The organism is Agrobacterium sp. CCNWLW155 (assembly GCF_036888815.1).
GTDB lineage: Bacteria > Pseudomonadota > Alphaproteobacteria > Rhizobiales > Rhizobiaceae > Agrobacterium > Agrobacterium radiobacter.
Genome location: NZ_JBAKFW010000001.1, coordinates 482,856 through 503,242 on the forward strand (window position 1 = coordinate 482,856; position 20,387 = coordinate 503,242).

Consider the following 20,387-nt stretch of genomic DNA (forward strand, 5'->3'; position numbering starts at 1 on the left):
TCTATAAACCGGTGCCGGGCGAAAGCCCGGCATTTTCATGTATGAAATGCGTCGCGTTTTACCTGATACCTGCGGCGCGTTTCATTTTTGTTTCATGCATGACGTTACCCCGAGGCCACGGCATTTTCGGGCGACATGCTCGAGTGGGTCAGCAATGCACACTGCCGACAGCGATACCATCCCATTGCGCGGCTGGTTTTTCCGGGGGATGCGGGGCATATTCTCGCTGCCCTCGCTCATTCTCATGACATCTTTCGTCGGTTTCAGCGCTTTCGCACTCGAATCCGGGGTTGCGCGCGGCGAAGCCGTGTTCATGACGCTTGTCATCTGGGCCTTGCCGGCCAAGATGATCCTGATCGGTTCCATGGTCGGCGGCGCCAACCTCGCCGCCTGTTTTCTGGCGGTGACGCTGTCTTCGGTCCGCATGATGCCGATGGTCGCCTCCATCGTTCCGGAAATGCGTGGCGCGAAGACGCCGACATGGATTTTACTGTTCCTCTCACACTTCGTTGCAATCACCGCCTGGGTCTTTGCCACGCAGAATCTTTCCAAGGTGCCGCGTGAAGCCCGCGCCGCCTGGTTTGCCGGTTTCGGTATTACGCTCACCGTGGTCAATGCCATCATCGTCGGCCTGTGTTACGGCATCGTCGCCGCCTTTCCGCCTCTCGTCGCCGGCGTGCTGTTTTTTCTCACACCGGTCTATTTCGTGGCATCGATCTGGGCTTCGGCCCGTCATTCCGTCGTCAAGGTCGCCTTCGTCATCGGCGTCATCGCCGGACCCGCCTTCGCGGTGATCGCACCGGAGTTCGATATTCTCTATGCCGGGATTGGCGGCGGCACGGCGGCCTATCTCATCGACCGCCTTGTCTTCCGCCGGCGCATAAAACCCGTCTCACCGGAGAGCGAACCATGATGACCGAACATTGGTGGGCGCCCTATCTTTTCATCGCGATTGCCGGCTGGCTGGCGACCGATCTGTGGCGCTGGCTCGGCGTTCTCGCCGGTAACCGCCTGAAGGAAGATTCCGAGGCCCTGCACTGGGTAAGGGCGGTTGCCACCGCACTCGTCATGGCCGTCACCGCCAAGCTGATCGTCTTTCCAACCGGTACGCTTGAGGCGTCACCCCTATGGCTGCGCATCGGCGCTGCCACACTCGGTTTCATCGCATTTCTGCTGGCGGGCCAGCGGGTCATCGTCGGTGTGGCGGTTCCGATCCTGCTTCTGGCGGGTGGATTGTTCGCACTCGGTTTCTGATGCTCGCTTTATCCGAATATTAAGCTCATTGCCCTACTTTGCCGCTGGTTGAAACAGGGACCGGAATTCAATGCGACTCTTTGCGGCAGAGCGTTTTGTACTTGGATTTATCGCAACATTATTCGTTATCGATGCGGTATTGATTGCGGTCAAAGGCATTCGTGTCGATTACGCCGGATATCTTCTGTGCGTTCTGGCAGGCGTCGGCGTTTTTATCCTCGGTCAGCTATATCGCACTAGCGGGCGCGATCTTCGCATCGCAGTCGCCCTGATTTCTGGCGGGCTATTCATCCTGTTCACGCTTGCCGCTTCGATTTTCAACTACATGTTCCTACCTGTCGCCTTTCCAGCGATTGATCATGTGCTTTTCGGTGTGGATGCAGCGTTTGGCTACAGTTGGACGGGCGTCGTCCTGTGGGCGGCAACCCATCCATGGATCGGAACCGGCCTGTTTTTCGTCTATGCCTCATCGTTGCCGCAGCTTCTGGTGATCGTCCTTACGCTCGGCTTCACCGGCAACCAGCGGATGCTGCACCACTTCCTGGTGACGGGAGTGCTGGGGGCGTTTGCATGTATCGTCTTTTGGATATTCTTCCCGACATTCGGACCTTCAGCCTATGTGCAATTGCCGCAGTGGGTATCACAGGCTATCCCCCTGGCCGTTGATAATAATTACGGCCAAGAGTTGAACCGCCTTATAACCGAGGGAGTGGTCTATCTTTCTCCCAAAAATGTCCTGGGGCTGATCGGCTTTCCATCGTTTCATATCTTCATGGCGGCAATGTCAGTCTGGTTCATGCCGCGTCACTGGGCGGTGATGGCAGCGATCTTGCCGATAAACCTGTTGATGCCGCTGGCCGTTCTTGTTCAGGGTGGACACCATCTTTCGGATGTTTTCGGCGGTCTCGCTGCTTTTGTCGTCATTTGTGCTGTATCGTCCCGCCTGCTCAACCGGCTGTCGGCAAGGGAACTGACCGAAGCGGCGGCCGCCTCCCGTATTCAGATCGTCGCGGCAGAATAATTGCGACGCGTTTCGCTCTCCCGGGCTTCCGCAACAAGCCAGTCCGATAATATGCGGGCCGGGGCGGTCATCTCTTCTGCTTCCATGAGCCAGTAATATTTCTCCGTATCGGCGGCCCGGTCGAAAAGCACGGTCAGTTGACCGTTGGCAATCTCGTCGTGAAGAAGCGCCGTCGGGCAAAGGCCGACGCCTTGTCCGGCTTTGAGTGCGGTCACGAGCAGATTGAAATCCGCGAAAACGGGGCCGGCATTATCGGGGAGGGATATCCCGTCGGCTGCGAACCAGTTCTGCCATGCCGCTTCGGTATCGTCATGCAGCAATTCCGCTCGCAACAGGCTGTCAACGTCGTCGAAAGGACCGAATTCGGCGGCATAGCTTGGCGCGCATGTCGGCCGGGTCTCAGCGCTAAAGAGAGCTACGGCATTTTCCCCGGAGACCACCCCATGCTCTATGGTCAGATCAGCCGGCACTGCATGATGTGCTCCGGAATAGCTGATGGATACCTGGATATCCGCGTAAAGCGCCCGGAAGCGGGGCAGGCGGGGAGTCAGAAAATGCGCCACGACGGAGGGCAGGCTGGCAAGGCGGACGGTCATGCGGTCACGGCCGCGGCTGATCCGCTCTGCGCCGGAGGCGATCTGCCGCAGGCCTGACGAAACCGTAAGACCGAATTCCCGGCCGGCCGGGGTGAGCCTCACGCCTCTAGCATGCCGCTCGAACAGGGCCACGCCAAGCCAGGCCTCCAGATTGCGCACATGCTGGCTCACGGCAGTCGCCGTCATGCCGAGTTCCTGCCCGGCCAGAGAAAAACTCGTTCTTCTGGCGGCGGCTTCGAATGCGCGGAGGGTGGCAAGGGGAGGCAGCTTCATGATTGCCAAGGCTAAGTCAGACTTGGTCTGAGCGCAAGAAAAACCCGTCTTGTCAGGCGGGTATTCCTGACGCAATTTCGCATCGGTATTTTCATCGATCAGAGGATTTCATGACCCCCATGCCCGTCGCCGAACCCGCTGACGCCGCTGCACGCCGCGCCGTCCGTCCTGTTGTCGTTTATCCGAACGGCACGCTTGAGACGCCGGACCTCGCGCGCCTGGCGCAGGCAAAGAATGGCATGGAAAAGATCGATGAGGTCATCGTGCCGCCGCGTGACGGTCGCACCTTTCATGTGCCGAAAGGACATTTCTTTCGCATCGTGAGCATCGAAGGTCCGCAGGTGGGAGACCTGAACCTATGGAACGCCCATGATCTGACCGAGCGGTTTTTCAGCGGCAAGACCCGCGCCCTGCACGCCACCCACGTTTCGGTCGGCAATCGGCTTTGGAGCAACCTGCCATCGCTGCGGCCAATGGCGACCATCACGCACGACACGCTGTCATGGTATGGCTTCGACGAGGATGGCGGCGGGGTGCATGACGTGATCGGCACCCGCTGCGATCCCTATACCAACAGGCTTTTGAGCGGCGGCGACTATCACCATTGCTGTCATTCGACCCTGACGAATGCGCTCGCCTCGGCCAAGGGTCTGTCGTTCCAGGAGGCGGAGCCGCATGTGCACGACGTGCTGAACGTGTTCATGTGCACGGGCTTTACCCGCGACACGCATCAATATTTCATGAAAGCGAGCCCGGTGCGGCCGGGAGATTATCTGGAGCTTTTTGCGGAGATCGATCTTATCGGCGCGCTGTCCGCCTGCCCGGGCGGTGATTGCAGCGCCACACATTCCAGCGATACGGCGGCCTGTTATCCGTTGAAGGTGGAGATATTCCGGCCGGATATGGCGGTGCTTGAAGGCTGGCCATGGCCGCAGAGGAATGCGTATCAGCCTGTGGAATGATGATAAGCACCACCGCCGTCATGCCGGACTAGATCCGGCATCCAGTCACGGCGCGTCGGCGCCGTAAGGATAGTCTTTGCGATCAAGGACTTGATCGCGCTGGACCCCGGATCCAGTCCGGGGTGACGATCTGCGGAAGCTGCGGTTCTGCCAGACGCGTTGGCGTCTTGGCACGCATCACGAAGCAAGCGCAGCCTTTATCTTCGCCGCGTGGGCCTTCAGTACCTCGCCATCGGCCATCACGCCGGAATGCGGCTTCAACGGCTCGCCTTCCTTGCGCGGAATGACGTGGAAATGCAGATGGAAAACGGTCTGCCCGGCCGCCGGCTCATTGAACTGGGCGACGAAGACGCCGTCTGCATCGAAGGCTTCCTTGGCCGCGACGGCCAGTTTCTGCACCACGGGAATTGTCCTTGCCAGAACCTCGGGGTCGGCATCGAGCAGATTGCGCGAGCCGGTCTTGGGAACGACGAGCAGATGGCCGGGGGCCTGCGGCATCACATCCATGAAAGCAAGCGTATGCTCGTCTTCGTAAAGCTTGTGGCTCGGAATTTCGCCACGCAGGATTTTTGCGAAGATATTGTTGTCGTCATAGGCGCTGGCCGTCATCGTGATCTCTCCTCGTAGCGGACTATACGTCCGGTTCCTGTCTCTCGCCCTTGCGGAAGGGCGTGTGTTCATCAAGATAATCGCCGATATGTTCGACCTCTTCGCGTTCGCGCTGAAGATAATCGGCAATGGCGCGGCGCAGGCCCGGATGGGCGATGAAATGCGCCGAATGGGTGGTCACCGGCACGTAACCACGCGCCAGCTTGTGCTCGCCCTGGGCGCCCGCTTCCACCCGTTTCAACCCCTTCGCCAGCGCAAAATCGATTGCCTGATGGTAACAGACCTCGAAATGCAGGAAGGGATGATCCTCGATGCAGCCCCAATGGCGACCATAAAGCGCATCCGAGCCTATGAAGTTGATTGCCCCCGCAATATAGCGCCCATCGCGTTTCGCCATCACCAGCAGCACATCATCGGCCATGCGCTCGCCGATCAGCGAATAGAACTCCCGCGTGAGATAAGGCCGGCCCCATTTGCGGCTGCCGGTATCCATGTAGAAGGCGAAGAACTGGTCCCAGATGTCTTCGGTGAGGTCGCTTCCGGTCAACCAGTCGATCTCGATACCGTGTTCCAGCGCCGCACGGCGTTCCTTTTTCAGCCCCTTTCGCTTGCGCGAAGAAAGGGCATCGAGAAAATCATCGTGGTCGCGATAGCCATCATTGATGAAGTGGAACTGTTGGTCTGTCCTGTGCAGGAAATCGCGGGACAGAAGAGCAGACAGATCGTCTTCTTCGAGAAACGTGACATGGGCGGAAGAGACGCCGATCTTTTCGGTCACCTGGGCGAGGCCGGAGGCAAGAAGCGGTTTAAAGCGCGTTTCGTCCACCGCTTCGGAAACGAGCAGGCGTGGCCCGGTTGCCGGCGTGAAGGGCACCGAGCATTGCAGCTTCGGATAATAGTGGCCGCCGGCCCGCTCGAAAGCATCCGCCCAGCCGTGGTCGAAGACGTATTCGCCCTTGCTGTGGTTTTTCAGATAGGCCGGCACTGCGCCGACGAGCACACCGGAGGCATTTTCGAGAAGAAGATGGTGGCCAAGCCAGCCGGTCTTGGCTGTCGCTGATCCTGACTCTTCCATGGATGATAAAAATTCATGGGAGATAAAAGGGTTGTAGTATTTTCCTGATGTATTGCGCGATGTTCCGGAAAGCCGTTTCCAGCTTTCCGGATCGATATCCCCAAAGGATTGCGCAATGCTGATGGAATAGTCTTCTGTCATGCCGTCGCGGATGGGTTCTCTCTAGGGTCGAAACCTTCGAATGTCATCTGGTCCGCATATTTATAGGTAGTCTCGCGCGCATTTTCATCCCTGACCGTCCAGGTAATCACCGGAAGCCCGAGTTTTCTTTGCGCCTCGATAAAGCTGTTGGGCAGATGACCCCAATGATAGGAAATGAAATCGAGCCCCAGCTGCATCGCTTCATCATGTTTGAAGAAGTCTTCCGGCTTGTCGCCTTCGGCGGTGAGGCCCAGCGGCCAGGGTGAACCCGCAGCCTTCAGGTCCTTCAGCAGGTGATGGTCGAAGCTCATCAGCGCCACATGGCCCTTATAGCCTTCGAGGTCCTCCAGAACCGCCTCGGCAAAACCGTCATCGACGCCTTCGCCGGCACGGCCCTTGAGCTCGATCACCAGCGGCACCTTGCCGGCGCAGAGCGCCAGAAGCTGCTTGAGGGTAGGCACGCGGTCCTTGGTCTGCCCGACGGCAAGAAGGGACAGCTCGGCCGATGTGCGTTCGCGCACGTCGCCCTTGATGCCCGTCAGGCGGGCCATGTCGTCGTCGTGAAAAATCACCGGAACGCTGTCGGCTGCCAGCTGAACGTCGCATTCGATGGCGAAACCGGCCTCGATGGCGCGGGAAAAGGCGGAAAGCGTGTTTTCCCAGACCGCCTTGTTGAGATCATGATAACCGCGATGGGCGACAGGCTCAGCCGTCAGCCAGGAAAGCTTGAGCGTCATACGTCGATTTCCACGATGGCGTCGATTTCGACTGATGCGTTGAAGGGCAGGCAGGCCATGCCGACGGCGGCGCGGGCATGTTTGCCGGCATCACCGAGAACATTGGCGAGAAGATTGGAGGCGCCATTGATGACGAGATGCTGTTCCACGAACTCCGGAACCGAGGCAACAAAGCCATTCAGCTTGATGACACGGCGGATTTTCGAGAGGTCACCATTCAAAGCGGCCTTGACCTGTGCGAGAATGTTGACGGCGCATAATTCGGCCGCGCGCTGGGCGCCTGGCACGTCGACATCGCGGCCAACGAGGCCCGTCACCGCAATCTTGCCTGATTCCATCGGCAGTTGACCCGATACATAAAGAAGATTGCCGCTGATGGTGAACGGAACGTAGTTTGCGGCTGGCGCCGCGGCGACGGGAAGCGTGAAGCCAAGTTCCTTGAGGCGGCCTTCGATGACGTCCGACATTTTCGTCTCCGGTTTTGTTGTAAATCCTTCAAGAATCCGGCATTCAGAAGATGTTGATCCAAAAGCCGGGCGGTTGCTTGTACAATATGAGCGGCGAGTCCAACAGGAGATATTGCATGTTTGTCAGGACGCTTGGTTTCGTTGCCGCAACAGGGCTTATGACCGGCCTGTCAAGCGCTGCCAATGCCTTGCCCGTCACGGTTCCGGATCTCGTCGCCCACCGCGCCGTCTACGATCTCGAACTCAAGGATGCGTCGGATCGCTCCGGCATCGAGGGCATGACCGGCCGCATGGTCTATGAATTCACCGGCTCATCCTGTCAGGGTTACAAGACCGATTTCCGTTTCGTGACGCAGATCAACACCGGCGACGCCGTGCGCATGACCGACCAGCAGACCACGACTTTCGAAGACCTTGCCGCGAAGAAATTCACCTTCGAGACCAAATCCTACACCGACGACAAGCTGGACAAGGAAGTGCAGGGGGCCGCAACCGACAGCACCGAGGGCGTGAAGGTCGATCTGACCCGGCCGGATGCCCGCCAGATCAGTCTCGTCGCCAGCGAATTCCCGACGCAGCACATGTTTCAGGTCATCGAACATGCGAAACAGGGAAAGCGTATTTTCGAATCCCGGATATTCGACGGTTCTGATGATGGCGATGAAAGCCTGATCACCTCCACGCTGGTCGGCAAGTCGCAAATGCCGAAGGATGGCGATGCCGACGCCGGCAAGGCGGGCGAATTCGCCAAGGCTGCCTTCTGGCCGGTGACGATCGCCTATTACAACGACAAGACCGGCACTGACGCCCTGCCGATCTACCGCATGTCGTTCAAGCTTTACGAAAACGGAATCACCCGCGATCTGACGATGGATTACGGCGATTTCGTTCTGACGGGAAAGCTTGCGAAGCTCGATATTCTCAAGCCCGAAACCTGCGAAAACAAGCCGGTTCGCTGAAACGCGGCTATTTTGCCGGTTTTTTCGCATAAATGCTTGCATTTTCACGCGGGCGACTGTATGCGGCTCACCATTCCACACGCGAAGCTTGGGATGTTCCGGGAGAAATCCGGTCCGTTCCGCCCGGTGGTGTCGATGAAAATCGGCGCTGTTCGCTTCGCGGGGGTTAAACCGGAAAAGGAGTAACAAGGCATGGCATTGCCCGATTTTTCTATGCGTCAGCTTCTGGAAGCTGGTGTTCACTTCGGCCACCAGACGCACCGCTGGAACCCGAAGATGAAGCCGTACATCTTCGGCGACCGTAACAACATCCACATCATCGACCTGGCTCAGACCGTTCCGATGCTGTCGCGCGCCCTTCAGGTCGTGTCCGACACCGTTGCCCGTGGCGGCCGCGTTCTGTTCGTCGGCACCAAGCGTCAGGCGTCCGAAATCATCGCCGACAGCGCAAAGCGTTCGGCCCAGTACTACGTCAACTCCCGCTGGCTCGGCGGCATGATGACCAACTGGAAGACCATTTCGAACTCGATCCAGCGTCTGCGCAAGGTTGACGAAATCCTGAACTCGGAAGGCTCCGGCTACTCCAAGAAGGAACGCCTGAACCTTGAGCGCGAGCGCGAAAAGCTCGAAAAGGCTCTCGGCGGTATCCGCGATATGGGCGGCGTTCCGGACCTGATGTTCATCATCGACACCAACAAGGAAAAGATCGCGATCGAAGAAGCCAAGCGTCTTGGCATCCCGGTCGTTGCGATCATCGACAGCAACTGCGACCCGGACCATATCGACTACCCGATCCCGGGTAACGACGATGCTTCGCGCGCCATCTCGCTCTACTGCGACCTGATTGCCCGCGCTGCCATCGACGGTATTGCCCGTCAGCAGGGTGCTTCCGGCCGCGACATCGGCGCTTCTGAAGAAGCTCCGATCGAGCCCGCTCTCGAAGACGAGGCTGGCGCCTGATTTAGGCCCTGTCTGGCGGCGATTTCTTAATCTCCGTCTCCTCGACCAGGATATGACAAGGCCGTCAAAGACCTTCAATGGGTTGACGGCCTTGTTCGTTTCAAGCGCTCCGCCACGTTTTTTGGAAACCGCTGGCGTCTGACGTGGTTGAAACGCAAGGCAGTCTTCATAACGCTGTCACACTTCGGCGGCACCCATCATTCCGATGTATGGAGACGCCGCAGCACTTGGGAATGCGCATGCCCCTTTCCTGAAATCCTCTTCGGTTTCAAAGGGTGTGCGGCCGGGTACAGTCATCACCCAGAACTTCGGCACGGCAAATTCCGCCGGCTGACCGATCGAACCGATAAGAGGCAAACAATGACCGAAATCACAGCCGCAATGGTGAAGGAACTGCGCGAGAAGTCTGGCGCAGGCATGATGGACTGCAAGAAGGCTCTTGCTGAGACCAATGGCGACATGGAAGCGGCGATCGACTGGCTGCGCGCCAAGGGCATCGCAAAGGCCGACAAGAAGTCCGGCCGCACGGCTGCCGAAGGTCTGGTCGGCGTTGCCACCATGGGTCACAAGGCTGTTGTTGTCGAGCTGAACTCCGAAACCGACTTCGTTGCCCGCAACGATGCGTTCCAGGACCTCATCCGCGGTATCGCCCAGGTTGCCCTCACCACCGACGGCACCGTTGACGCTGTTTCCGCTGCGACCTATCCGGCAACCGGCAAGTCCGTTTCCGACAGCATCAAGGACGCGATCGCGACGATCGGCGAAAACATGACGCTGCGCCGCTCGGCTGCACTCGAAGTGCCGCACGGTGTTGTTGCGACCTACATCCACAACGCTGCCGGCGACGGCATCGGCAAGCTCGGCGTTCTCGTTGCCCTGAAGTCGGACGGCGACAAGGCCGTTCTGAACTCGATCGGCCGCCAGGTTGCCATGCACATCGCTGCGACCAACCCGCTCGCCATCCGCGCTGAAGAAGTCGACGCTGCCGTGGCCGAGCGCGAGCGCAACGTCTTCATCGAACAGGCCCGCGAATCCGGCAAGCCGGAAGCCATCATCGAAAAGATGGTTGATGGCCGTATGCGCAAGTTCTTCGAAGAAGTAGCTCTTCTGTCGCAGGCTTTCGTCATCAACCCCGACATCACTGTCGGCGCTGCCGTCAAGGAAGCCGAAAAGGAAGCCGGCGCTTCCATCGAAGTGACGGGCATGGTTCGCCTGCTGCTCGGCGAAGGCGTCGAAAAGGAAGAAAGCGATTTCGCAGCAGAAGTCGCCGCAGTCGCCAAGGGCTGATTATATTTACCCAATCTTGGGAAAACGGGAGGGCATCGCGTGACAACGCGGTGCCCTTCGTGTATCCGCGTTTCGGTTACATTTCCGAGGAGTCATGATGTCTTCCAAGCCGATCTACAAACGTGTTCTTCTCAAGGCTTCCGGTGAAGCCCTTATGGGCGATCAGGGTTTCGGTATCGATGTGGCGGTGGCCGACCGTATCGCCTCCGATATCGCCGAGGCGAGGGCGATGGGTGTTGAAGTCGGCGTTGTCGTCGGCGGCGGTAATATTTTCCGCGGCGTGGCCGTGGCCTCCAAGGGGGGCGACCGCGTTACCGGCGACCATATGGGCATGCTGGCGACCGTCATCAATGCACTGGCGCTCGCCACGTCGCTGCGCAAGCTCAGCATCGACACCGTCGTTCTCTCGGCAATCGCGATGCCTGAAATCTGTGAGAGCTTCTCCCAGCGCGCCGCCCTTCACCATCTCGCGCAGGGGCGTGTGGTGATTTTCGCCGGCGGTACGGGCAACCCGTTCTTCACCACCGATTCTGCTGCCGCGCTTCGCGCCGCGGAAATGGGCGCCGAGGCGATCTTCAAGGGTACCCAGGTGGATGGCATCTACTCTGCCGATCCGAAGAAGGATCCGACAGCTACCCGTTTCGACGAGTTGACCCATAGCGAAGTGCTTGGCAAGGGCCTGGCGGTCATGGATATCGCCGCTGTCGCGCTTGCCCGCGAAAACCATATTCCGATCATCGTCTTCTCGATCCACGAGAAGGGCGGTTTCGCGCAGATATTGACCGGCGGTGGCCGCAAGACCATCGTGCACGACAAGTAATCAAAAAAGACGCCGCCCCCTGGGCGAATTCCGGCCACAGCCGACAGAGACGGAGTATCAAGATGAGTGGTATTGACCTCAACGATATCAAGCGCCGCATGGATGGCGCCATCAACGCATTCAAGAGCGATATCGCATCGCTGCGTACCGGCCGGGCTTCGGCCAACATTCTCGATCCGGTCACCATTGAAGCTTACGGTTCGCGTGTGCCGCTCAACCAGGTCGCAAACATCACGGTTCCGGAGCCGCGCATGCTCGGGGTCAACATCTGGGACAAGTCGATGGTCAATGCCGTCGATCGCGCGATCCGCGAATCCAATCTCGGCCTCAACCCGATCGTCGATGGTCAGAACCTCAGAATTCCGCTGCCTGAACTGAACGAAGAGCGCCGCAAGTCGCTCGTCAAGGTCGCCCATGACTATGCCGAAAAGTCCAAGGTCGCGATTCGCCATGTGCGCCGCGACGGCATGGATGGTCTGAAAAAAGCCGAAAAGGATGGTGACATCGGTCAGGACGAAAGCCGTGGACAGTCGGAAAAGGTGCAGAAAATGACCGACGACACGATTTCGGAAATTGACCGCTTGCTTGCCGAGAAGGAAAAGGAAATCATGCAGGTCTGATATCGCTTGCGATAGACCTGTATTTTATTCGTTTTAATTCCGCGCTGCCCTGTTACTGGATCGATATGCCGACGACGACACGTTCCTCCATACCCGAGCACGTCGCCATCATCATGGATGGCAATGGACGCTGGGCAAAGCAGCGCGGTCTTCCGCGCGTGATGGGGCATCGCCGCGGGGTGGAGGCCGTACGCGAGACCGTGCGCGCGGCCGGTGATTGCGGAATACGCTATCTCACGCTGTTTGCCTTCTCGTCGGAAAACTGGCGCAGGCCCGAATCCGAGGTGAGTGACCTGATGGGGCTTTTGAAGGCTTTCATCCGGCGTGACCTTGCCGAACTGCATCGCGAAAATGTCCGCGTGCGGATCATCGGTGACCGGCAGGGGCTGAAGACCGACATACGCTCTCTCCTCGAAGAGGCGGAGCAGATGACGGCTGGCAATACCAAGCTGACGCTGGTGATCGCCTTCAACTATGGAAGCCGTGACGAGATTGCGCGCGCGACGGTGGCAATCGCCCGCGATGTCGCCGAAGGCCGGCTCGATGCCGCTTCGATCACGCCGGAGATGATTTCGACCCGGCTTGACACGTCGGGCATGCCGGATCCGGATCTTATCATCCGCACCAGTGGCGAAGAGCGCCTGTCGAACTTCCTGCTCTGGCAGGCCGCTTATTCTGAGTTCCTCTTCGTTCCCGAATATTGGCCCGACTTCGACCGCCAGCGATTCTTCTCCGCAATCGAGCAATATGCAACGCGTGACCGCCGCTTTGGTGCACTCACCGAGCAGGTTGCCGTGGCAGGCGCCTGATGAGCCGTGAACTCAGACTGCGGATCGTCTCCGCAATCGTCATGGCAGCGGTCATTCTGGCCGCGACCTGGTATGGCGGCATTCTGTTCCGCATCGTCGCGGGTCTTCTGGCGATCCTCATCTATTATGAATGGTCGACGATTACCCGGCTGTCGGAGGCCAACCCGACCGGCAATGCCTGGGGCTGGTTCGCGGTCGCCGTTATCGCCGGCAACACGATTTTCGGCGAATCCTCGCTCGATCTGCCGCTTTTATCCGGCTTCACGCTGACCGCAGCCCTGTTTCCGGTTTTGCGCGGCAGGAACTGGTGGCTGGTGGGTGGCATTTTTTATGCGGGTCTGAGCGGCATATCGCTGGCGGCCATTCGCGGTGATGAGCTGACGGGCTTCGTGTCCATCCTTTTCATCTTCGCCGTTGTCTGGTCGACGGATATTCTCGCCTATTTCGTTGGACGCGCCATTGGCGGGCCGAAGCTTGCGCCTTCGATTTCGCCCGGCAAGACCTGGTCGGGTGCGATCGGCGGGGCAGCGGCGGCTGTGATCGGCGGCGGCGCGGTGTCCATGGCCTATCACGGCAGAATCAGCCTGCTGGTGCTGGGGCTCGCGTTCATCCTGTCGGTATTCAGCCAGATAGGTGATCTCTTTGAATCCTTCGTGAAACGACGTTTCCAGGTCAAGGATTCCAGCCATCTCATTCCGGGCCATGGCGGCTTCATGGACCGTGTTGACGGTCTTGTTTTCGCCTGCTTTACGGTATTCCTCATTGCTTTCGTGCATGCGGCGGCAACCGGCGACGTGCCCGGATCGGGCGGCGGTCTGTTGCCGGGTTTCTGAGCGGCGCGAAAGGTCACGACATAAAGGGCAGATTGTCATGAACACAGTAATGGCGGCGACCGGCTTTCTGACCGGCTATATCGTGCCCTTCATCCTGGTGCTGTCCCTGCTCGTTTTTGTCCATGAAATGGGCCACTATCTGGTCGGGCGCTGGTGCGGCATCCGTTCCACGGCATTTTCCATCGGCTTCGGCCCGGAGCTGATCGGTTTCACCGACAAGCGCGGCACGAGATGGAAGATTTCCGCGATCCCGCTCGGCGGTTACGTCAAGTTCTTCGGTGATGAGGATGCCGCCAGCAAACCGGATAGTTCCGGCCTGTCGCATATGTCGCTGGAGGAGAGGGCGCAGACGCTTTCCGGCGCAAAGCTGTGGAAAAGAGCGGCCACGGTTGCTGCGGGCCCAATCGCAAATTTCATTCTCGCCATTCTCATCTTCGCGGTGCTTTTCGGCATTTATGGCCGGATGATCGCCGATCCAGTCGTGGCGGAAGTGCGCGAAAACAGCGCTGCCGCCGCAGCTGGCGTACGGCCCGGCGACCGACTGGTCGCAATCGATGGTGAAAAGGTGATGACTTTCGAGGATGTCCGTCGTTACGTCGGCATCCGCCCGGGCACGCCGATCACCGTAACTGTCGAAAGGGCAGGCGAGGAGCTGAAGCTGCCGATGGTTCCGACGCGCACGGAAACAACTGACCAGTTCGGCAACAAGCTGGAAATGGGCATTATCGGCATCGTCACCGACCAGACCAGCGGCAATTTCCGCCACATCGAATATTCGCCGACCGAGGCGCTGGTTGAGGGCGTGCGCGAAACCGGCCACGTCATTACCGGCACCTTCAACTATATCGGCAACCTCGTGACCGGCCGCATGAATGCCGATCAGCTGGGCGGTCCGGTCCGTGTCGCGCAGGCGTCCGGCCAGATGGCGACGCTCGGCATTTCCGCCGTTATCCAGCTTGCCGCAGTCCTTTCCGTTTCGATCGGTCTGCTGAACCTGATGCCCGTCCCGGTTCTGGACGGCGGCCATCTGGTGTTTTACGCGATCGAGGCCATTCGGGGCAGGCCGCTCGGCGCGGGCGCGCAGGAAGTCGCGTTCCGTATCGGCATGATGATGATTTTGGGTCTTATGGTTTTTGCAACATGGAATGATATCAGCAGCTTGATCGGCTGAGGATTGTGTTTTAACGGTTTTGTTAGTTGTTTGTTTACCTTGTTTTTATGCCGAAGTGGCGAATGCGCCACTCTGGATCACGAAGTAAACAGAATTTAACGTTCTGACTTGCTTGTAGGGGAAAAGCAGGTAAAACGACGCACATGGCCGGAGTCGGGTTCCGCCCGCTGAGGGACAACGTAAAAAGGTAAGAATTGAAATGAAGGCTGGTTCAAGATTTTTGAACGCGGTGTCGGCGGTTGCGCTGTCTGCTGGTGTTTCTTCGGTTGCGGGCCTTGGCGTGCTTGCCTCTGCTGGTGTTGCGAATGCAGCCGTCATCAGCAAGATCGATGTTCGCGGGGCCGAGAGGTCCGGTGCGGACTCCGTGCGCTCCAACATCACCATTGCGCCGGGTAAGAATTTTTCCAATTCGGATATCGATGAATCGGTGAAGCGTCTTTACGCCACCGGTTACTTCTCGAATGTCTCCATGCGCGTTTCCGGCAGCACGCTGGTCGTTACTGTTAACGAGAACCAGCTGGTCAACCAGGTGGTCTTCAACGGTAACCGCAAGATCAAGGACGACAAGCTCGCTGGCGTCGTACAGACACAGGCGCTTGGCCCCTTCAATCAGGCTATCGTGACGGCGGATATCGCCCGCATCAAGGAAGCCTATGCCGCGATCGGCCGTAGTGACGTCGAAATCACCACGCAGACCGTTTCCGTCGGTCAGGGCCGTGTGAACATTGCTTTCGTCATCAATGAAGGCGAGCGCACGAAGATCGGCCGTATCGATTTCGTCGGCAACAATGCCTACAGCGATGGTCGTCTGGCCGCTGTCATCAATACCAAGAAGTCCAACATGCTGTCGTTCCTGACGCGTAAGGACGTTTATAACGAGGACAAGCTGCGCGCCGACGAAGAGGCGCTGCGCCAGTTCTATTACAACCGCGGTTACGCCGACTTCCGGGTCGTGTCCTCCGAGGCGGTGCTGGACGAGTCCAAGAACGAATACACCGTCTCCATCACGGTCGATGAAGGTCAGCGTTATAACTTCGGCAACGTTGCGGTCGAATCGACCGTTCCGGGCGTCGATGGTTCCGAACTTCAGGGCCTCGTGGAAACCCGTCAGGGTGGCAGCTACAGCGCCAAGGAAGTTCAGCAGAGCATGGAAGCGATTTCCAAGCGCGTGGCCGGCGAAGGTTATCCCTTTGCCCGCGTAACGCCGCGCGGCGACCGTGACATGGCTGGCAACACCATCGGCGTAACCTATATCGTCGATCAGGGCGAGCGCGCCTATGTCGAGCGCATCGAAATCCGTGGCAACACCCGTACGCGTGACTACGTCATTCGTCGCGAGTTCGATATCTCCGAAGGCGACGCGTTCAACCAGACGGTCATCACGGCTGCAAAGCGCCGTCTCGAGGCGCTCGGCTATTTCTCGAAGGTCAATATCTCGACCGCCGGCGGCAGCGCGCCTGACCGCGTCGTGATTGTTGTCGATGTGGAAGACCAGTCGACGGGTTCGTTCGGTATCGGTGCAGGTTACTCGCAGAACGACGGCGTTCTGCTCGAAGCCTCCATCGAAGAAAAGAACTTCCTCGGTCGTGGCCAGTACATTCGTCTCGCCGCTGGTGCGGGTGAAGACGATGCACGTAGCTACACGCTGTCCTTCACCGAGCCTTACTTCCTCGGCTATCGTCTTGCCGCAGGTTTCGACCTGTTCAAGAGCCAGAGCCGCAGCGAAGATTATTACGACTACGACGAGCAGGGTTTCGCGCTGCGTGTAACCGCGCCGATCACCGAGGACCTCTCGACAACGTTCAAGTACACCTACAAGCAGCTCAACTATGATGGCGAAGGCGACTGGGAAACCGGCAGCAACCTTGCAGCGCCTTATAAAGACCTGATCCGTGGCGGTGACTGGACGCAGTCCATCATTTCGAACACGCTGAACTACAATACGCTCGACGACCGCAACATGCCGCGTGAAGGCTGGCAGGCTGCTCTGACGAACGAATTTGCAGGCCTCGGCGGCGATTCCGAATATTACAAGATCTACGCCAAGGCTCGTTTCTTCTATACGCTGTCTGACGAATACGATGTCATCGGCTCGCTCACGGGTCAGGCCGGTCACGTAGTGCCGACGGGCGACAATCTGCTGGTCTTCGATCAGTTCAAGTTCGGCGGCCGTCAGGTTCGCGGCTTCAAGAATGACGGTATCGGTCCGCGTATCGGCTCCGACTCCATCGGCGGCACGACCTATTTCGCCGCGTCTGCTGAAGTCACGGCTCCGATGCCTGGCGTTCCGGAAGATTTCGGTCTGCGCCTCGCAGGCTTCGTTGATGCCGGCACGCTCTATGGCAACAAGGTTGCCAACAGCGCAGGTGTGAAGGACGACAACTCCATCCGTGCATCCGCTGGTATCGGCGTGATGTGGGCGTCGCCCTTTGGTCCGATCCGAGTCGACTACGCGGTACCGATCGCCAAGGAAGACTACGACGAGGAACAGCGTTTCCGGTTTGGCATGTCCAACACTTTCTGATATCGGCAGTCCAGAACTGCAACTTTGAACGTTCTGGAGTTTCCGGCTGATGGAATACAATGCCTTTTTTCCGCCCCACGAGGGACTGCGATTGAAAGATATCGCAGATAATTTTGGGGCGGAACTGTCTGACGATGCGGCGGGAGAACGGATTATCAGGTCCGTTTCGCCGGTCTATAGGGCAAAGCCCGATCAGCTCTGCTATATTCTTTCGCGCAAGAGCCGCGATGAGTTGCAGACCTGCGAAGCTGGCGCCGTCATTTGTGATGCAGCGCTTGTAGACATGCTTCCGTCTCACACCCCCGCGCTGATATCGAAAAGCCCCCACACCCTTTTTGCGCAGGTCGGTGCATTGTTGCATCCTTCCGCCATGCGACCCGGTCCGATCGCGCGGATGGACGCCGAAATTTCCCATGCTGCCCATGTCGATCCATCCGCGAAACTGGAAGCGGGCGTCATTGTCGAGGCGCTTGCCGTGATCGGAGCCGGCGCCCATATTGGCGCTGGCACGCGGATTGGCCCCGGCGTCATCATCGGGCAGGATGTGCAGATAGGGCGTGATTGCACCATTGCGGGCGGCGCAAGCGTTCTTGCCGCGCTCATCGGTAATAATGTGATTATCCACAACGGCGCGCGCATCGGTCAGGACGGTTTCGGTTATGCCCCCGGTCCACGCGGCATGCTGAAGATCGTGCAGATCGGTCGTGTCATCATTCAGGACAATGTCGAGATTGGCGCCAACACCACGATCGATCGCGGCACCATGGATGACACGGTCATTGGCGAAGGCACCAAGATCGACAATCAGGTCCAGATTGGCCACAACGTTCGTATCGGCCGCCATTGCGGCATCGTCAGCAAGGTTGGCATTGCGGGCAGCACCCGCATCGGCGACGGTGTGATGATTGGCGGCGCGGCCGGCATCAATGGCCATATCAACATTGGCGACGGCGTGCAGATTGCGGCGATGAGCGGTGTTGTAGCGGACGTACCGGCAGGCGCCCGTTATGGCGGAACGCCTGCGCGTCCAATGAAATATTTCCTGCGCGACATGGCCGAAATTCTGGCACGCGCTGAAGGGCGTGATAAAAAAACAGGAGAGAAAAACAATGACTGAAGAAACGAAGACGACGCTCGGCGCGGCTGACATTCTGGAAGTCATGAAGCTTCTGCCGCATCGTTACCCATTCCTGCTGATCGACAAGATCATCGAGATCGATGGTAACAACTCGGCGATCGGCATCAAGAACGTCACGGTCAACGAACCGCATTTCACCGGCCATTTCCCGGATCGCCCGATCATGCCGGGCGTTCTGATCGTCGAAGCCATGGCGCAGACGGCAGGCGCGATCTGCGCCCGTAGCCAGGGTGAGGGCGGTTACCTCGTCTATTTCATGACCATCGACAATGCGCGCTTTCGTAGACCCGTCGTTCCCGGTGATCGTCTGGAAATCCACGTGGTCAAGCAGCGCCAGCGCGGCAATGTTTTTAAATTCCATTGCGAGGCGAAGGTGGACGGCGCGCTGGTGGCGGAAGCCGATGTCGGCGCCATGATGATCCCCGAGGACCAGCAATGAGCACGATTGCCGCCTCGGCCAGAATTCACCCGACGGCCGTCATCGAAGACGGCGCGGTGATCGGTGAAAACGTCGTCATCGGCGCGCTGAGCTATGTCGGCGCGAAAGTCACGCTGCATGACGGTGTCTGGCTGCACAATCACGCCGTTGTTTCCGGCCGGACCGTCATCGGCCGCGGTTCGGTCGTCCATCCCATGGCGGTCATCGGCGGCACACCGCAGGCGGTTCGCCACGACGGTTCGGAAACGACGCTCGAGATCGGTGAGCGCTGCGTCATGCGTGAAGGCGTGACGATGAACGCCGGCAGTTCCGATGGCAGCGGCAAGACCATTATCGGTGATGACAATCTCTTCCTCGCCAATTCGCATGTGGCGCATGATTGCCGCCTCGGCAGCCACATCATCCTGTCTAACAATGTGATGCTGGCGGGCCATGTTACCATCGAGGACCGCGCTATTCTGGGCGGTGGCTGCGCCGTGCACCAGTTCACCCGTATCGGCCGCCAGGCTTTCATCGGCGGGCTGTCGGCGGTCAATTACGACGTCATTCCCTATGGCATGCTGAATGGCAACCCCGGCATTCTCGGCGGGCTGAACGTTGTCGGCATGACACGTGCAGGCATCGAGCGTGCGGATATCCACAAGGTCAGACGCGTCTACAAGGCGATTTTCGAGGCCGAAGGCACGATCCGCGGCAATGCCGCAGCCCTCGACCGCAACGACTATCTGGACTGCCCGCAGGCGCTTGAAATCCTCGATTTCATCGGCGCGGATAGCGACCGCGCGATCTCTTCGCCCAACCGGGGCAAGTGAGCCGTGACAGGCGGCGGGCGTCTCGCCATCGTGGCCGGCAGCGGCCAGCTGCCGCTTTATGTGGCGGCTGCCGCCCGTGAGATGGGCGAGAACCCTTTCATCGTGCGCTTGCGCGACGATTCCCGTTTCGACTGGAGCGGTTTCGACAATGCCGTCATCAGTGTCGGTGATGTCGCCGGGCTGGGCCGTCTGCTGCGTGAAAATCAGGTAGACCGTGTCGTGCTTTCCGGCGGCGTGGCGCGACGGCCGGAATGGCGGGAGATCCGCCCCACGGTCGGCATCCTGCTCAAACTGCCGTCCATTGTCAGGACGCTGCTGTCGAGCGGCGATGACGCCGTTTTGCAGATGGTCATCAAGATCATTGGCACACTTGGCGCAAAAGTCATCGGCGCGCACGAGATCGCGCCCGGCCTGCTGGCTGCGACAGGCCCTTTCGGTGCACAAAAGCCCGCCGAGGAAGATCTGCGTGACATACGCAAGGCGGCTGAGGCGGCACTTGCACTCGGTAAGCTGGATGTGGGGCAGGGAGCAGTCGCCGTGGGTGGCCGTATCGTCGCGCTGGAAGGCGTTGAGGGCACGGATGCCATGCTGGCGCGCGTCGCGGCATTGCGCGCCGAAGGACGTATATCCCCGCGCCGCAAGGGTGTACTCGTAAAGCTGTGCAAGCCGCAGCAGGATGTGCGCGCCGACCTGCCGACAATCGGTGTGGAAACGGTGGAGAATGCACGCAAGGCGGGATTGGCCGGCATCGCCGTCGAAGCCGGACGGGCGCTGGTGCTTGATCGCGAGGCGATGTTGAAGGCGGCCGATGAGGCGGGCATATTCGTCTGCGGCATCGATACGTCACTCAGCGGAGACATGATGGGGGAGAGTTGATCGG

The 20,387-nt window shown here is 59.0% G+C and carries 23 protein-coding genes; 18 read left to right on the plus strand and 5 right to left on the minus strand.

Features of this window, described 5'->3' with window-relative positions:
• Positions 1–154 precede the first annotated feature (154 nt).
• The 3 genes from V6S97_RS02420 (at position 155) to V6S97_RS02430 (ending at position 2,275) form a co-directional block, all read left to right on the plus strand.
• Positions 155–913, plus strand: coding sequence for an AzlC family ABC transporter permease (locus V6S97_RS02420; RefSeq protein WP_003502543.1), 759 nt, complete (start codon positions 155–157; stop codon positions 911–913).
• Complete coding sequence (locus V6S97_RS02425; RefSeq protein ID WP_003502544.1) at positions 910–1,254, plus strand: AzlD domain-containing protein; 345 nt, start codon at positions 910–912, stop codon at positions 1,252–1,254. The genes V6S97_RS02420 and V6S97_RS02425 overlap by 4 nt, the downstream gene beginning before the upstream one ends.
• A gap of 70 nt (positions 1,255–1,324) precedes the next feature.
• On the plus strand, positions 1,325–2,275 hold the full coding sequence (locus V6S97_RS02430) for a phosphatase PAP2 family protein (protein WP_003502545.1): 951 nt from the start codon (positions 1,325–1,327) through the stop codon (positions 2,273–2,275).
• Here the strand turns inward: V6S97_RS02430 and V6S97_RS02435 are convergent.
• On the minus strand, positions 2,254–3,144 hold the full coding sequence (locus V6S97_RS02435; protein WP_334426016.1) for a LysR family transcriptional regulator: 891 nt from the start codon (positions 3,142–3,144) through the stop codon (positions 2,254–2,256). The genes V6S97_RS02430 and V6S97_RS02435 overlap by 22 nt on opposite strands.
• A gap of 110 nt (positions 3,145–3,254) precedes the next feature.
• Between V6S97_RS02435 and V6S97_RS02440 the strand changes: the two genes are divergently transcribed.
• Entirely contained in the window at positions 3,255–4,106 is an 852-nt protein-coding gene (locus V6S97_RS02440; protein ID WP_334426017.1) for an urea carboxylase-associated family protein, read from the plus strand.
• A gap of 177 nt (positions 4,107–4,283) precedes the next feature.
• On the opposite strand, the gene V6S97_RS02445 is transcribed toward V6S97_RS02440, so the two are convergent.
• Genes V6S97_RS02445 through V6S97_RS02460 form a run of 4 tightly spaced genes read right to left on the minus strand, consistent with a single transcriptional unit; the run spans position 4,284 to position 7,135 of the window.
• Entirely contained in the window at positions 4,284–4,715 is a 432-nt protein-coding gene (locus V6S97_RS02445) for an HIT family protein (protein WP_003502549.1), read from the minus strand.
• Positions 4,716–4,737: 22 nt separating this feature from the next.
• Positions 4,738–5,931, minus strand: coding sequence for a GNAT family N-acetyltransferase (locus tag V6S97_RS02450; RefSeq protein ID WP_334426018.1), 1,194 nt, complete (start codon positions 5,929–5,931; stop codon positions 4,738–4,740).
• Entirely contained in the window at positions 5,928–6,668 is a 741-nt protein-coding gene (locus tag V6S97_RS02455; protein ID WP_020012413.1) for a glycerophosphodiester phosphodiesterase, read from the minus strand. The genes V6S97_RS02450 and V6S97_RS02455 overlap by 4 nt, the downstream gene beginning before the upstream one ends.
• Positions 6,665–7,135: a RidA family protein gene (locus tag V6S97_RS02460; RefSeq protein WP_003502555.1), complete on the minus strand. Its 471-nt coding sequence runs from the start codon at positions 7,133–7,135 to the stop codon at positions 6,665–6,667. The genes V6S97_RS02455 and V6S97_RS02460 overlap by 4 nt, the downstream gene beginning before the upstream one ends.
• 116 nt (positions 7,136–7,251) lie before the next feature.
• On the opposite strand from V6S97_RS02460, the gene V6S97_RS02465 reads away from it, so the two are divergent.
• From V6S97_RS02465 to V6S97_RS02530, 14 genes are all read left to right on the plus strand, one after another.
• Positions 7,252–8,094: a cell envelope integrity EipB family protein gene (locus V6S97_RS02465; RefSeq protein ID WP_003502556.1), complete on the plus strand. Its 843-nt coding sequence runs from the start codon at positions 7,252–7,254 to the stop codon at positions 8,092–8,094.
• A gap of 60 nt (positions 8,095–8,154) precedes the next feature.
• Positions 8,155–8,280: a hypothetical protein gene (locus V6S97_RS02470; RefSeq protein ID WP_003512833.1), complete on the plus strand. Its 126-nt coding sequence runs from the start codon at positions 8,155–8,157 to the stop codon at positions 8,278–8,280.
• 6 nt (positions 8,281–8,286) lie between these two features.
• Complete coding sequence (gene rpsB, locus V6S97_RS02475; protein WP_003502558.1) at positions 8,287–9,054, plus strand: 30S ribosomal protein S2; 768 nt, start codon at positions 8,287–8,289, stop codon at positions 9,052–9,054.
• A 360-nt stretch (positions 9,055–9,414) separates the two neighbouring features.
• Positions 9,415–10,341, plus strand: a complete 927-nt coding sequence (gene tsf, locus V6S97_RS02480) for a translation elongation factor Ts (RefSeq protein WP_003502560.1) — start codon at positions 9,415–9,417, stop codon at positions 10,339–10,341.
• Positions 10,342–10,438: 97 nt separating this feature from the next.
• Positions 10,439–11,161: a UMP kinase gene (gene pyrH, locus V6S97_RS02485; RefSeq protein WP_003502561.1), complete on the plus strand. Its 723-nt coding sequence runs from the start codon at positions 10,439–10,441 to the stop codon at positions 11,159–11,161.
• A gap of 62 nt (positions 11,162–11,223) precedes the next feature.
• Positions 11,224–11,781 (plus strand): ribosome recycling factor, encoded by a 558-nt coding sequence (gene frr, locus V6S97_RS02490; protein WP_003502562.1) that lies wholly within the window; start codon positions 11,224–11,226, stop codon positions 11,779–11,781.
• Between the two features lie 65 nt (positions 11,782–11,846).
• Positions 11,847–12,590, plus strand: a complete 744-nt coding sequence (locus V6S97_RS02495) for an isoprenyl transferase (RefSeq protein ID WP_334426022.1) — start codon at positions 11,847–11,849, stop codon at positions 12,588–12,590.
• A complete protein-coding gene (locus V6S97_RS02500; protein WP_080866113.1) occupies positions 12,590–13,423 on the plus strand; it encodes a phosphatidate cytidylyltransferase in 834 nt (277 codons plus the stop codon). Before V6S97_RS02495 ends, V6S97_RS02500 begins: the two co-directional genes overlap by 1 nt.
• 49 nt (positions 13,424–13,472) lie before the next feature.
• Positions 13,473–14,594 (plus strand): RIP metalloprotease RseP, encoded by a 1,122-nt coding sequence (rseP, locus tag V6S97_RS02505; RefSeq protein ID WP_162687200.1) that lies wholly within the window; start codon positions 13,473–13,475, stop codon positions 14,592–14,594.
• Positions 14,595–14,793: 199 nt separating this feature from the next.
• On the plus strand, positions 14,794–17,118 hold the full coding sequence (bamA, locus tag V6S97_RS02510) for an outer membrane protein assembly factor BamA (RefSeq protein WP_060724139.1): 2,325 nt from the start codon (positions 14,794–14,796) through the stop codon (positions 17,116–17,118).
• Between the two features lie 49 nt (positions 17,119–17,167).
• Positions 17,168–18,235 (plus strand): UDP-3-O-(3-hydroxymyristoyl)glucosamine N-acyltransferase, encoded by a 1,068-nt coding sequence (gene lpxD / locus V6S97_RS02515; RefSeq protein WP_334426025.1) that lies wholly within the window; start codon positions 17,168–17,170, stop codon positions 18,233–18,235.
• Positions 18,228–18,695, plus strand: a complete 468-nt coding sequence (gene fabZ / locus V6S97_RS02520; RefSeq protein WP_003502572.1) for a 3-hydroxyacyl-ACP dehydratase FabZ — start codon at positions 18,228–18,230, stop codon at positions 18,693–18,695. Before lpxD ends, fabZ begins: the two co-directional genes overlap by 8 nt.
• Complete coding sequence (gene lpxA, locus V6S97_RS02525; protein ID WP_003502575.1) at positions 18,692–19,507, plus strand: acyl-ACP--UDP-N-acetylglucosamine O-acyltransferase; 816 nt, start codon at positions 18,692–18,694, stop codon at positions 19,505–19,507. The genes fabZ and lpxA overlap by 4 nt, the downstream gene beginning before the upstream one ends.
• Positions 19,508–19,510: 3 nt before the next feature.
• Positions 19,511–20,383 carry an LpxI family protein gene (locus tag V6S97_RS02530; RefSeq protein ID WP_162690413.1) on the plus strand — a complete coding sequence of 291 codons (873 nt, stop codon included), beginning with the start codon at positions 19,511–19,513 and terminating at the stop codon, positions 20,381–20,383.
• The last annotated feature ends 4 nt before the right edge of the window (positions 20,384–20,387 follow it).